14 protein-coding genes are annotated in these 13,124 nt (G+C 71.3%); all 14 read left to right on the top strand.

Annotated features, from left to right (window positions below; translation table 11 throughout):
- Nucleotides 1–20: 20 nt before the first annotated feature.
- The 14 genes from ACQPW6_RS29505 to ACQPW6_RS29440 all read left to right on the top strand — a co-directional run bounded on the left by ACQPW6_RS29505 (nt 21) and on the right by ACQPW6_RS29440 (nt 13,069).
- Nucleotides 21–1,067: a phosphotransferase enzyme family protein gene (locus ACQPW6_RS29505; RefSeq protein ID WP_433892735.1), complete on the top strand. Its 1,047-nt coding sequence runs from the start codon at nt 21–23 to the stop codon at nt 1,065–1,067.
- A complete protein-coding gene (locus ACQPW6_RS29500) occupies nt 1,064–2,143 on the top strand; it encodes a hypothetical protein (RefSeq protein ID WP_433892734.1) in 1,080 nt (359 codons plus the stop codon). The genes ACQPW6_RS29505 and ACQPW6_RS29500 overlap by 4 nt, the downstream gene beginning before the upstream one ends.
- Nucleotides 2,144–2,196: 53 nt before the next feature.
- Nucleotides 2,197–3,726, top strand: a complete 1,530-nt coding sequence (locus tag ACQPW6_RS29495; RefSeq protein WP_433892733.1) for an amino acid permease — start codon at nt 2,197–2,199, stop codon at nt 3,724–3,726.
- Nucleotides 3,726–5,171 carry a glutamine synthetase family protein gene (locus ACQPW6_RS29490; protein ID WP_433892732.1) on the top strand — a complete coding sequence of 482 codons (1,446 nt, stop codon included), beginning with the start codon at nt 3,726–3,728 and terminating at the stop codon, nt 5,169–5,171. Before ACQPW6_RS29495 ends, ACQPW6_RS29490 begins: the two co-directional genes overlap by 1 nt.
- On the top strand, nt 5,164–5,793 hold the full coding sequence (locus ACQPW6_RS29485) for a response regulator transcription factor (RefSeq protein WP_433892731.1): 630 nt from the start codon (nt 5,164–5,166) through the stop codon (nt 5,791–5,793). Before ACQPW6_RS29490 ends, ACQPW6_RS29485 begins: the two co-directional genes overlap by 8 nt.
- 63 nt (nt 5,794–5,856) lie before the next feature.
- Nucleotides 5,857–6,978, top strand: a complete 1,122-nt coding sequence (locus ACQPW6_RS29480; RefSeq protein ID WP_433892730.1) for a hypothetical protein — start codon at nt 5,857–5,859, stop codon at nt 6,976–6,978.
- A gap of 177 nt (nt 6,979–7,155) precedes the next feature.
- Entirely contained in the window at nt 7,156–7,986 is an 831-nt protein-coding gene (locus ACQPW6_RS29475) for a hypothetical protein (RefSeq protein WP_433892729.1), read from the top strand.
- Nucleotides 7,983–8,543 carry a hypothetical protein gene (locus ACQPW6_RS29470; protein WP_433892728.1) on the top strand — a complete coding sequence of 187 codons (561 nt, stop codon included), beginning with the start codon at nt 7,983–7,985 and terminating at the stop codon, nt 8,541–8,543. Before ACQPW6_RS29475 ends, ACQPW6_RS29470 begins: the two co-directional genes overlap by 4 nt.
- Nucleotides 8,544–8,582: 39 nt before the next feature.
- Entirely contained in the window at nt 8,583–9,509 is a 927-nt protein-coding gene (locus tag ACQPW6_RS29465) for a hypothetical protein (protein ID WP_433892727.1), read from the top strand.
- Nucleotides 9,510–9,523: 14 nt separating this feature from the next.
- Nucleotides 9,524–10,222: a hypothetical protein gene (locus ACQPW6_RS29460; protein WP_433892726.1), complete on the top strand. Its 699-nt coding sequence runs from the start codon at nt 9,524–9,526 to the stop codon at nt 10,220–10,222.
- Nucleotides 10,223–10,252: 30 nt separating this feature from the next.
- On the top strand, nt 10,253–11,173 hold the full coding sequence (locus tag ACQPW6_RS29455; RefSeq protein ID WP_433892725.1) for a hypothetical protein: 921 nt from the start codon (nt 10,253–10,255) through the stop codon (nt 11,171–11,173).
- On the top strand, nt 11,170–11,709 hold the full coding sequence (locus ACQPW6_RS29450; RefSeq protein ID WP_433892724.1) for an NUDIX hydrolase: 540 nt from the start codon (nt 11,170–11,172) through the stop codon (nt 11,707–11,709). Before ACQPW6_RS29455 ends, ACQPW6_RS29450 begins: the two co-directional genes overlap by 4 nt.
- A 158-nt stretch (nt 11,710–11,867) precedes the next feature.
- A complete protein-coding gene (locus tag ACQPW6_RS29445; RefSeq protein WP_433892723.1) occupies nt 11,868–12,581 on the top strand; it encodes an HAD family hydrolase in 714 nt (237 codons plus the stop codon).
- A complete protein-coding gene (locus ACQPW6_RS29440) occupies nt 12,578–13,069 on the top strand; it encodes an NUDIX domain-containing protein (RefSeq protein ID WP_433892722.1) in 492 nt (163 codons plus the stop codon). Before ACQPW6_RS29445 ends, ACQPW6_RS29440 begins: the two co-directional genes overlap by 4 nt.
- Nucleotides 13,070–13,124: the final 55 nt, after the last annotated feature.

The following is a 13,124-nucleotide window of genomic DNA, read 5'->3' as shown; positions in this document are numbered from 1 at the left end:
CCCAGCAGGGGGAGGCCACGGTGAGCGGGCCCGGTGACACCTCCGACAGCGCCATGTGCGCGTTGCTCCTCACCGCCTATGGCATCCGAGTGGACAGCGCGGAGCGCGTGACGCCCGCGGCTGGCGGGTCCACAGGGTCCGTGCAGTGGATGGTCGAGGCGACCGACGGGCGGACCTTCGAGGTTCAACTCCACCGCGGCGTCCGGGACGTGACCCGCGCCCAGACGGCCGTGGACGTCAGCGAGCACTGCCGGGCGCATCAACTGCCCACCGCCACCGCCGTGTCCGACCAGCACGGGAGCCTGGTCTCCGCGACCGCCGACGGCAGCGGATACACCGTGACGGTTCCGGTGCCCGGTGTGCGGGCCACGACCCCGCTGACCCTCACCCGCGCCCGTGCCGCCGGGGCGCTTCTCGGCCGCCTGCACCACGTCCTCAGCGGCTACCCGCTGCCCGCCCCCCGGCCCCAGGACGACCAAAGTGTCTTCCTGGCTGCCCCGCTGAACGAGGTACCACTCGCCGTCCACACTGACCAGGAACAGGCGGGCACGAGTCTGCCGGGCGACGACCGGCGGCAGCTTGACGCCCCGGGCGCGCGGCGCAGCGAAAGCATCCGCCTCTACCTGGAACGGGCGCGCAGCCGGGTGCCCGCCGGGCTGACGCTGCACGCCGTGCACGGCGCCTTCACCGCCGACAACCTCTGGTTCACCGGGGACGCGATCACCGGGCTGACCGGTTTCCGCGCGCCCACCGGGTATCCCGCCCTGGAACTGGCGCGCCTGGCCTTCGGCCCGCTGACCGTGGCAGGACGCGAGGACTGGATCGACGTGGCGCTCGCCGTGGTCGGCGCCTACCAGAACCGCCACCCCTACCTGCCGGCCACGGAAATTCGGGCGTGCGCCGACATCGCCCTGCTGGCGCTGCTGGCCCAGACGCCCCGGCATCCAGGAGGGCCGTCGGAGGCGTGGGAGACCGCCGACCAGGCGGCCGGCCGCGTGGCCGAGCACCTGGATGAGCTGCACACGGCTCTGGAACAGGCCGCCCTGGCCAAGGGGAGCAGCAGATGACGCGGCGCAGAGGCGCTGCCGATCCGGTTGCGGAGTTCGTGCCGGTGTTTCACCCGGCCGGCCTGGACACCGCCCTGCAGTGGGCGGTGGAGGCGGTCCGGGTCGGGCACTGGAAGCCGATGCGGGACCTGCTGGCCGAGACCGGCCGGCACTGGGGGCTGCGTACGTCGCGCAGCCAGGTTCTGGGGTCGGCGGCGGCGGGGACGCATGTGGTGCGGCAGTGGCTGGAGGAGGAGCCCGGCAGCGTCGATGCGCTGGTGATGCACGCCCGTGTCAACACGGAGCTGGTGCTGCGGGCCTACCGGCAGGGCCACGGCGGAATCGAGGATCTCGCAGTCCAGGCCCGGGAGGCAGCCCTGTCCGCCAACCGGACGTACCCGGCCGATCCGGTGCCGCTGGTCTGCCTGCTCGCGCTGGCCACCACCGATCCTCACCAGTTCATCAAGGCGCACCAGATGCCGCCGCCCGAAAACGAGTTCCTGCCCACCGGTCCCTGGCGCCTGCTGCACGCACTGGTCGAGCGCGACGCATTCAACCGCGAGGGCCATCACCGGATGATGCAGGTGCTCCTTCGCTCCCGGAGCGGCGGCCACGCGGCAGCACTGGATTTCGCGCAGTGGGTCTGGTCCCGGGTGCCGGGCGAATCCGCCTCCGCGCTGCTGGTGTTACCCCTGCACGCCTTGGCCGAGCACTACCGCGCCAAGCGCGAGCAGGGCCTGCCCGATGCCGGCGTCGGAGCGATGCACTGGCGCACTGACACCGTGCGGGCCTACACCGACCGGGCGCTGCGCTGCTGGTTCGAATACTCCGGGCGGGTGGAGCTGTCCGCCGTCGACCTCAACCACCTCGCCCATGCCCTGTGGGCAGCCCGGAAGTTCGGCCAAGCGGCCCGGGTCTTCCAGACCATCGGACCGCACGCCACCCCGGCGCCGTGGATCCACGTCGCCAACACCGCCGGCGACCGGTACTCGGCCACCCAGGAGTTCGCCAGGGCCCGCGGGCAGTGCCTGAGCATCGCCGGCGGCGACGCAGCGCCCCGGGCCGGACCCACCCGTGCGGCACGACAGACCTGGTGACCGTCCCCGTGTCCACCGTTCGTATCCCCTTCTCCACCTCAACGCAAAGGCCAATGACGATGTCTCATGCCGAGTTCCACTCGGGTCCTGATCTCGACGACGACGCATTCCTCCAGGGACTCGGCTACAAACCGCAGTTGTCCAGGAAGATGAGCCGGTTCGGGAACTTCGCGATCAGCTTCTCGGTGATCAGCATTCTGTCCGGGTGCATGACCTTGTACGGGTTCGGCATGAACACCGGCGGCCCCTCGGTCATGCTGTGGGGCTGGGTCGCCGTCGGCGCCATGGTGATGGCGGTCGGCGCGGCCCTGGCCGAGGTCACCTCCGCCTACCCCACGTCCGGTGCCCTGTTCGACATGGCCAACCGGCTCGGCGGGCCCCGGTGGGGTTACACCACCGGCTGGCTGAACCTGCTGGGACTGCTGGGCGGCATCGCCGGCATCGACTACGGCGCGGCCGGCTTCACTTCGGCCTTCGCCTCTCTGCAGTGGGACTACACGCCCACGCCCGGCAAGACCATGGTGATCTTCGCGGGGATCCTGGTCCTGCACGCCGTCCTGAACCTGTTCGGGGTCCGGCTGGTGTCGGTGCTGAACTCGATATCGGTGTGGTGGCATGTCCTCGGGGTCGCGGTGATCGCCGCCGCGCTGGCGATGGTGCCCGACCAGCACCAGTCGACACATTTCGTGTTCACCACGTTCGTGAACAACACCGGCTGGGGCTCGCACTGGTACGTCGCCGGGATCGGCCTGCTCCTGGCCCAGTACACCTTCTGCGGATACGACGCCTCCGCCCACCTCTCGGAGGAGACCACGCAGGCGCAGATCAGCGCGCCGCGGGGCATCATGCACGCCATCGGCTGGTCCTGGGCGGCCGGGTTCGTGCTGCTCGCCGCCCTCACCTACGCCATCCAGGACTACTCCGGCACGCTGGGCACCGCGACCGGGGTGCCGCCCGCGCAGATCTTCCTGGACGCCCTGGGCGTGACCGGCGCGAAGATCCTGCTGCTGATCGTGATCGCCGCCCAGCTCTTCTGCGGCAACGCCGAGGTCGCCGCATGCAGCAGGATGGTCTTCGCGTTCTCCCGCAACGGGGCCCTTCCCGGATCCCGGTGGTGGGTGCGGGTCAGCGCCCGCACCGGCACCCCGACGGCCGCGGTGGCACTGTCGGTGGTCGTCGGCGGCCTGCTGGCACTGCCCGCGCTGTGGAGCACCGTCGCCTACGGGGCGGTCACCGCGATCAACATCATCGGCATCACCCCGGCCTACGCGGTGCCGATCTACCTGCGGCTGCGCGCCGGAGACCGGTTCACCCCCGGCCCGTGGAACCTGGGCCGGTTCAGCAAGCCGATCGGCTGGATCGCGGTGGTCTGGGTCGCCCTGGTAACAGTGCTGTTCTGCCTGCCCCAAACGAAGCCCGCAAGCGGCCTGCTGTCGGTTCAGACCTTCAACTACGCACCCGTCGCACTGGCCGCGGCGTTGCTGCTGGCGATGATCTGCTGGTACGCCTTCGCCCGCCGCACGTTCCAGACGCCCGTGGTCGCCGGCGACCGCAGCGACACCTTCGCCGACGAGGTCGTGTGATGGCCGACGACACCGCCGGCCAGGTGCATCCCGAACTGCGCGCCTACTCCGACCTCGGCCGTGACGACGCCGCCCGCAAGGCCGCGACGCTGGAGACCCTGGGCAAACTCATCGAGAACGGGAGCCTGACAACGGTGCTGCTGGGCCTGCCGGACATGCAGGGCCGACTGGTCGGCAAGCGCCTGGCCGCCCGCTACTTCCTGGACCACGTCGCCGACCAGGGAGCCGACGTCTGCTCCTACCTGCTGGCCACCGACCTCGACATGCGCCCCCTGGACGGCTACGCCCTCACCTCGTGGCAGTCCGGCTTCGGCGACATGTACCTGCAGCCGGACCTGACGACCTGGTGGCCGGCCGCCGGCACGCGCAGTATCGACGGCGAACCGTCACGGGACGTCCGCGAAGTCATCGTGCTGGCCGACGCCCGATATGCCCACGCCGGGCCCGGCCCTCTCGCTGTGGAGGTAGCGCCCCGGCAGATGCTGCGCCGCCAGCTCCAGTACCTGTCCCGGACCTGGGGCCTGACGGCGAAGGCCGGCCTGGAGTGCGAGTTCACCGTGTTCCGCGGCGAGGACGCGGTCCGCACGCTGCTCCCGCTGGGCAGGCACAACGGCGACTACGCCCTGCACCACCCGCTGCACCAGGGGCAGTTCCTGCGCGAACTGGAGGACACCCTCACCGGTGCCGGTCTGCCTCTGGAGGCGGTCAAGACCGAGGCTGATCCGGGGCAGGTGGAGGTCACCTTCCGCTACGGGCCGGCCATGGCCGCAGCCGACAACCACACGGTCTTCAAGCACCTCGCCCGGCAGACTGCCCAGTGGACGGAGAACACTGCCACGTTCATGGCCGCCCCGACTACCGGCACCAGCAACGGCCTTCACCTGCACCTGTCGCTGTGGGCCGGGGAACAGTCGGTGCTCGACGACGGCCGGGACGGGCTCTCGGAGACCGGGCAGCACGCGCTCGCCGGGCTGCTGGACGTCCTGCCGCAGCTCATGCCGCTGATGCTGCCGTACGCCAACTCCTACAGGCGGATCATTCCCGGCACGTTCGCGCCGACCCGGATGTGCTGGGGACGTGACAACCGGGCCGCCGCGGTCCGGGTCGTCGGGCACGGCGACAGCCTCCACCTGGAAATCCGTATCCCCGGAGCCGACGCCAACCCCTACCTGGCCCTGGCCGCAGCCCTGGCTGCCTGCCGCTCCGGGCTGGAGCGCAAGCTTCACCTGCCCGAGCCGGTGACCGGCAACGACTACGGAGACGCGCCCCACCTCCCGCGCGGCCTCGCTGCGGCGACGGCCGCCTTCGACGGGAGCGAGCTGGCCGCCCAGATCCTCACTCCGGAAGTCGTCGCCCACTACACCCGGGCCGCCCGGCACGAAGCAGACGTCCTGGCCCGGACCGTGACCGACGCCGAACGGGACAGGGGATTCACCCGTGCCTGAAGCCCACCAGCGCGACAACGCGGATGCGCTCTCGGTGGTCCGGAGTGAGACGGGGCCACTGCTGTCCGATAGGGAGACCGCCGTGCTCGTCCTGCTGGCGGACGGCCTGCGCATCGCCGGCATCGCCGAGCGGCTCGACCTCGCCCAGAGCACTGTCCGTGGCTCCCTCCAGCGCATCAGGGACAAGGTCGGCGGCACCGGTCAGCACGCGATGCTCGACCGCGCCTACCGGGGCGGCCACCTGCCCGCCCCCACCGCCCACACGCCGGCACCGGGCACCCAACTCGGCCCTGAGCAGCAGGCCGTCCTGCTCCTGATGGCCGCCGGCGCCACCGCGGCCGAGATCGCCTCCGACCTCGACATCTCGCCCAGTACCGCCGAAGCACGGATCGCGGGCATCCGCAGCGCGCTCGGGGCCGACACCACCGCCCACGCCCTCCATCTCGGCTGGGAACGGGGCTACCTCCACCCGGGACAAGCACCACCGGCAAGAGCCGGAGCAGCACCCCGTACCACCACAGCCGGTACCGGCCCAGGCGGCCCACCGGCAATCGCGCCGGCGACAGGTCTGCCCACCGCAAACGGCCGAGCCGCCGAGGTTCCGGCCCTCACTGGCCGGTAACCGGCTCCGCTCCCCACACCACTGTCCAGCACGACCCGGGCCCGGCACCTTTGGAGACTGCAGATGCTCAACCCCACTCTGACCTGCTTCGGGCCAGCCGGAGCGCGCGTTGCCGTCACCTGCGGTCAGGACGACGCGGCCACCCTGGTGGAGCGGTACCTCGCCCCGTGGTGGAGTCCGAAGGACCTCACCACGGGCGCCGAACCCACCGCCCGGGTTGCCCTGCAGACGGACCCTCAGCTTTACCAGTTGGCGGTCAACGCCTTCCTGGAAGCGCCCTCGCCCCCGCGCGAAGGCCGCTACGCCGGCCGCCGGGTGCTCCACACGACTGGTCCGGACGGCACGGTCCGCGCCATGGCCCCCGATGACGGCCTCGCCTACCACGTGCGCGGGACCAGCGTCACGGTCACCGGCCGGAACACGAAGGTGGTGGCGCTGGCCGCCTGCCGGGTGGCCGTCGACCTGGTGTGGGGACTGATGGAGGCCCAGGGCTACACCCTGCTGCGCGCCTCGTCCGCCACGAGCGGCGGCAAAGCGGTGCTCGCGCTCGGTCCGGGATCGGGACCGTCCACTACCGCACTGCTGATGGCGGCCGATCACCACTACGGTCTGCAGGCCACCGAGGCGGTCTTCGCCCGTGTCGAGGCGGACGGCACCATCAGTACCCGGCCGTGGGCCAGCTCCATCGCCGTCGGGCTCGGGCTGCTGGATGCCCTGGGCTGGTACGACATCGTCCGCGACCGCCAAGCCCGCGGCGACATCCTCCATCCCGGCACCTACCGGCAGGTCAGGCAGGCCCTGGCCGAAGGCCGGCGTATCCCGCTGATCGGTTCCCGGGGGCAGGAGCTCACAGTCCATCTGTTCCCGGACCAGGTATGGCACTGGTTCGGCGTAGTCCCGACGCACGCGGCTACCGCCGCGGCCGTTCTGGTCACCGCGGCCGATACCAGCCTCGCGCTCCCGGCCCGCAGCAGGGCACCGACGGTGAACGCCGACGACGTGCTGATGCCCGCGCCCGAGGGCGGCGACCCTCTGGGCCTGCGCCCGCTGCCCCCGGCCACCCACCGGGTCAACGCCGACCGCTTGGTCCAGGCCCTGGCCGCCCTGCCGCATCACAGCGTCGACCTGACCGGCTGCATACCCGACGCCACGCGTCCGCTGAGCGCGCTCGCCGACGCCTACTGACCACACGTCGCCCGTGCGCACACCAGCGTGCGGGCCCCGGAGCCGGCTCGCTGCCGCGTACACACGCCGGTTCCCCCGTACCGGCGCGGGCAGCGAGCCACCGGCCGCCGCCACCCCCGTCACCGGCGGCGGCCGGACCCCACCACCAAGACGGCACCGTTTTCGAACGAGGAACCCATGACCAACTTTCCCGCCACCGACCTGTCGGCGCCGATCGTCACCGACTCCGGGACACCACTCGCGACCAACACCGCATATGAAGACAGCCTCTGGGCGCCGCTGGGCAGGCTGCGCACCGCTGCCCGGACCGCCGGGCTGCACCTGCCCCTCGGTTACCCCGACGACACCCCCGGCGGCGGCCGGCTGCCGCTTGGTTCCGCCGACGAACCCACCGTCCGGCAACTAGCAAGCCTCCTCGCCGCAGCCGGCACCACCCCCCAACCCGCACCCGAGACGCCCGGCATCGACGCCGCCGCAGCGTGGCTCCGGACCTGCGCCCAGGCCGCTGGGGTCGAACTGCACCTGGGCACGCCAGGGCCCGGGTCCGACGGACGGGAGATGCTGCCGCTCGGGGATGCCGGCCACGGCACAGTGACCCGGCTGGCCGAAGTTCTCGAGGCCGGCACCTTCAGTCTGATCGCCCTGGCCGAAAGCCTGCGCTCCGCCCTGGCCAAGCACGGCATCCAGGCCGAGCACACCACCGCCGAGGCCGGCACAGTGGCCATCGGTGAGATCAGCGTGCACGACGGCTGCACGCTTTCCCTCGTCCTGGACCGGCGACGCAACAAGTACACCCGCGTCGATCCCGATCACCAGTACACAGCGGAGAAACTGGCCGACCAGATCACCGACGTTGTGCGCGCGGCCACCGGTGGCGGGTTCGTGGACGCCGCCTACCTGCCCTACTGCCGCAGGTGCGGCGGCGAGTCCGCGATCCTCCTGCGCAACCTCGAACCCCGCTTCGTCCAGCCACTGATCACGCGCCTGAACACCAAGGCCGCCGCATGAACCGGCCCACGGCAGACCGCCTGGCGGACGAGGCCGCCCAGTGCCTGGCCGAATGGAAAGCAGACGCCTCCTGGCAGGACCTGTGCGACCGGGCGCTCACCCACCTCACCCGCTGGCCCACCCTGCTCGGCACCCCGGTGATCTGCTGCCTCGACCTGGACCGCGACGGCGGCCCGTTACTCGAACAAGCCGCCCGCGCCCTGGCGGTCAAGGCCGCCGGCCACATCCTCGCCGGCCCCGACCTGCCCGCCATGCTCCCCGTCGCCGTCCCCGTCGAAGACGCGGTTGTGGCTTTCACCGCGCAGGTCGACCTGCTGCGCGGTGTCACCGACCGGGCCGGGGTGCGCCTGGTCCAGCACACCCCGGCCAATGTGCTGCCCTACCGCGCCGGCTGTCTGACCCACGACGCCTACGCGGCGGCCTGGGGAGAACCGCCCGCCCGGTACTGGCTCGACCACGACACGGTCGCCGCCCGCCAGGAGCACCTCCTGGACCTGTACACCTCGACCGGCCTGAAACCCGGCAGCCACACCATCGCCTTCGAAACCGGCCGCTGACCACATCCCCTCACCCACCGTTTCCCCGTAAGGAGACCGATGTCCGCCCTCCCCGTACCCCCCGACGACGACGTCGTGGTCGCCACGTTCAACCTGGAACAGAACGGCATGGGCGACCCCGGCCGCCGCCGGGCCGCCTACGAGGTCCTGGCCCGGCACGGCGTGCAACTGTTGTTCCGGCAGGAGATGCCCGGCGCCGACCAGGCCCAGCACGCGGTCATGTACGAGGCGGAGGAAGCGCTGGGCCTGCGCGGCTGGCTGGGAGAAGACAGCGCGACCGCCGTGTTCGCCGACACCAGCACCTTCAATCCCCTGGGCCACTGGCCCACGCCCTGGAGCGGATTCAAGCTCCCGCCCACCGCCGTCACCCTGCAACTGCGCGACGCCGGACCGGACTCCACCCCGATCATCGCCGTCGCTGCCCACCTCAACTACGCCGTGGCGGCGCAGCGGGAGACGGAGGCCGGGTGGATCACCGGCCTCAACGACAAATGGATCACCCTGGCCGACGGACAGCTGCGGCACGCCCTCATGATCGGCGGCCTGGACGGCAACTCCTACCCCCACCAGGCTTCCCCCGGCGAGTGCCCGCTGCCGGTCCTGGACCAGATCGCCGACCATCCGCACCGCGCCCACCGCAGCCGGATCGGACCCGTCGGGATACGGGTCATGGACCAGGTCCCGCACGCCGTTCTGCACACCGCGGGCGTCGTCGACATCGCCGCCCACCTCGCGCAGACCACCGGTGACACAGGCGCGGTGGCACCCACGATGCTCGCCTACCCCACGCACGGCCCCGACGCCCGGGTGGACTGGCTCGTGACCAGCCGACACCTCCTGCCGGTCTTCCACCACGTGGAAGTCATCGACGCCCAGCACCTGTCCGACCACAACATCGTCCTGGCCCGCGCGTCCCGGAGCCGCCTCGCGGCCCTGCTGGCCGCCCCCGCCGCGTCCGCGGCCTGAGTAGGGACGAGAGCATGGCCGATTCGGCTCCGTACATCACGCTCCGCAAGGGCGAGGAGGACATCAGCGACGAGGCGCTGGTGCTGCGCTACCGCCCGGGCAGCGCCAGTCTCGGCGTTCCCCCGGCCGCCGCCCTCCGCTACCCCGACGAACGCCCCGAGGACCGCGACCACGAGGGGATCCTGTACGCCAGGGTTACCCAGAGCCTGAACGCGGCCGGGCGGCCGGTCGGCCAGCCCATCTGGCCGAAGGTGCATCCCAGCAGGCAGCGCGAGTGCATGGGCGAGATGCTCTGCCACTACTGCAAGGGCGAGCCCAGCCACACCGCTGCCGGGACCCTGTTCCTGGACGTGGTCGGACCGGAGCAGCGTGCCAAGCCGGACTGGCCCGAGGGGTCCTTCACCTTCCAGCCGCCGCTGTGTCTGCCCCATGCCAAGAAGGCGGTCGACGACTGCGGGCACGGTCACCGTCACGGAGGTTTCACGGGCCTGCGGGTCCTGGAACCCCGCTGGCACGGCGTGCTCGGCACTCCCTACCAGGACTCCGCCGGACGTCCCAAGGCCACTCGCACCGGGGCCGGCCGGAACACCGAGGTCATCCCGTTCAACCACCCCCACAAACGGCTGTTCCTCGGCACGCAATACGCGCTCGCCCTGCACGACGTCACGGTCGTCGACCTCGCCGCCGAATTCGCCGCCGCCGACCTCACCTGACCAACCTCCCTCTTAGCGAGAGGCATCGCCGTGTCCTTACCGCCTGTCGAGGCCATCTCCGCGAACGTGGAGAAGGGCAAGAACCTCGCAGAAGCAGCCAACTGGGTCCGTGCTCAGAACCCGGACATCTTCTTCCTGCAGGAACTCCAGCCCGGCCAGGGCGAGATCGTCACCGAACTGACCGGGATGACCGGGTATATCGCCGCGCCCACCGCCCAGAGCAGCAACGACAACGCGATCTTCCTGCGCGAGGGCGGCCCCCTGGTCTTCGACGAGGAGTTCAGCCACCCCTGGGCGCCCTGGCACGCGCCCGCCAACATCGCCGTCCGCTTCCGGGACCAGGACGGAACGCTCAGCCCGCGCCGCATCGCCCTGGTCAGCGCCCACCTGTGCTACTGGTCCCCGCAGACCCGGCTCGCCGAAGCCCAGTGGATGTCCACCCTGTCCAAGGCGGGCTGGCTGGCGATGGTCTTCGCCGACTGGAACAGCTACCGCCAAGGAGAGGGCGGGCCCTGGGAGGGCTACCAGGACGCGGCGTTCGTCGCCAACCGCACGTACCTCACCTCCGACGGCCGCCGCCTCACCGACGACCGGCCCGACCGCGAACTCACCGCCGCCGGATTCGACGAGATGGCTCGGCACGCCGCCGACCACCTCGGCCAGCGCGACGCGATGCGGCCCACCTCCGGCTACCGCGACCACCCCGGCCGCCCCACCGGCCTGCCCGCGTACACGATCGACCGCGGCTACCACACCAGTGAACTCACCCCCGCCCTGGAGTCCTTCGAGGTCTGCGACACCCCCGAGCTGCGGGAATACAGCGACCACCTGCCGCAGCGCGCCACCTACAACGCCACCGCCCTGCGGGAGATCCTCCACCGCCCCACCCGGGTCTACGAACCGAACACCGTCACCCCCGGCGCCCTCACCGCCGGGCGGAAGACATCATGACCAGCACACCGCCGGGCCGATTGGACCGTGCGGCAGATCAGTTCCGGACCACGCTTAGCCCTCGGATCGGCCACCACCAGAGCGGTGGGCTGACCACGACGGCAAGCGGCGCGCTCGTCCCCGCCGTGCGGTCCGACGTATCCGTTGCTGTGATCCTCCATCACGGTCGCGTACTGCTGGTACGCCGCAAGAGGCCGGAAGGCGTCCTGTCCTGGCAGTTCCCCGCCGGACGCATCGAGCCCGGCGAGACTCCTGAGAAGGCCGCGGTCCGCGAAGCGAAGGAGGAGACCGGGCTGCACACCGCCGCGGTCCTGCTCCTGGGCGAGCGGATCCACCCGGGCACCGGCCGGCCCCTGGCCTACATCGCCTGCCACTACCTGGCGGGCACCGCTCATATCGCCGCGCCCGACGAGATCGCGGACACCGTCTGGGCGCTGGTCGCGGACCTGGCCCGCTATATCCCCGGCGGGGTGTTTGGCCCGGTCCGCGCCTACCTCGCACACGGTTCCCGCACCGCAGCGGCAGCGGCCACATGAACATGCACAACGGGTGGTCCTCGGCTTCCACGGCCGCCGGCCCCGGCACTCTGCGGCGCGGTCCTACGGGAGGTGGCTGCTGGACAGCGAGCGGTCCCGGCACGCCGACGACCGGCTGGGTCAGCCCTCACCTGTTTCCCTGCGACGACAAGGCAGACATGACCTCTTCGCCCTCCGCCGGGTTCGACATGATCGCCGTGGACTGGGCCGGCACGCTCACCCTCGGCCGGCACCGTCCCGACGCTCACTTGGTCCGGCAGGTCCTCACGGCGCGCTTCGGCCTCGACATTTCCGCCGAGTTCGACGCGATCTACGACGAGCGGTTCTGGCACTTCTACGAGCAGTCGCTGTCAACGAGCCTGGCGGACCTGCTGGCCGCCGTTGGCCGGCTGACAGGCACGGTGCTGCCGCAGATGAGCGATCTCACCGAGGCGATCTGGGACGCGTGTTCCGACCACGACCTCGACCCGCTCGCCGCCGACGCACTGCGGGAACTGGAGCAGCGTTACCAGGTTCCGGTGTGGCTGGCGACGAACACCTGCCGGCCCCCCGAGCACCGCGCCCGCTCGCTGGTGCGCGCGGGCCTGGAGTTCGTGAACCCCCTGTGTTCCAGCGCCATCGGTGCGGCAAAGCCGGACCCGCTGTTTTACCGCGAGCTAGCGGCCCGTTCCGGTATCGCACCCGGCAGGACCCTGTTCATCGGCGACCGCTTGGTGCCCGACGTGCTGGGCCCGGCGGACGCCGGCATGCGCACGGTCTGGATAAACGGCGCCACCGACTACGAAGCAGCCGAACACCCGGTCCCGCCGGCCACGATCACCGTGCCGCACCTGTCCCACCTGCCGGCCCTCCTGGCAGGAGGAAACCGGTGACCGCAACACCGCCGGGAAGCACGGCACACTCCTGGCCGCCCTGCCCGCACGGGGCCAAGGCGTTGCTGCGCGACCACCTGGGGCGCCTGGTCCTGGTCAAGCCCCGCTACAACGACCGCCGGCACTACCTGGTCGGCGGAGCACTCGAGCCGGGGGAGGACTTCGAACATGCGCTCACCCGGGAGGTCTGGGAGGAAACCGGCCTGCACCGGCATCCCGGCCGGCTCCTCGTCGTGGTTCAGGTTCCCGCCGATGAAGGACGCGGCAAGCCGGCCGGACTCGATCTGATCTTCGACGTGGAGCCGCTGGCGCCCGGAGAGGCGGAGACGATCCGCCTGCCCCCGGACGAGCTGTCGGACGTCCAGTTCATCGCCTTCGACGACATCGACGCCTGGACGCTGCCGCCGCTGGCGCGCACCATCCGAGCCGCCCACCGCGCCCTCGTCCAGGGCGTGACCGCCTTACTGCCTCCCTACCTATCTACCTGACGATCCCCTTTCGTTTCCCGCCGCGCGCTGACCCCGGCGCACACCATCTGATCTC

Origin of the sequence: Streptomyces sp. CA-111067, assembly GCF_050956065.1 — a bacterium.
GTDB lineage: Bacteria > Actinomycetota > Actinomycetes > Streptomycetales > Streptomycetaceae > Actinacidiphila.
Note: the sequence above shows the minus strand (reverse complement) of the source record. Positions and strands in the feature narration are given on the sequence as shown.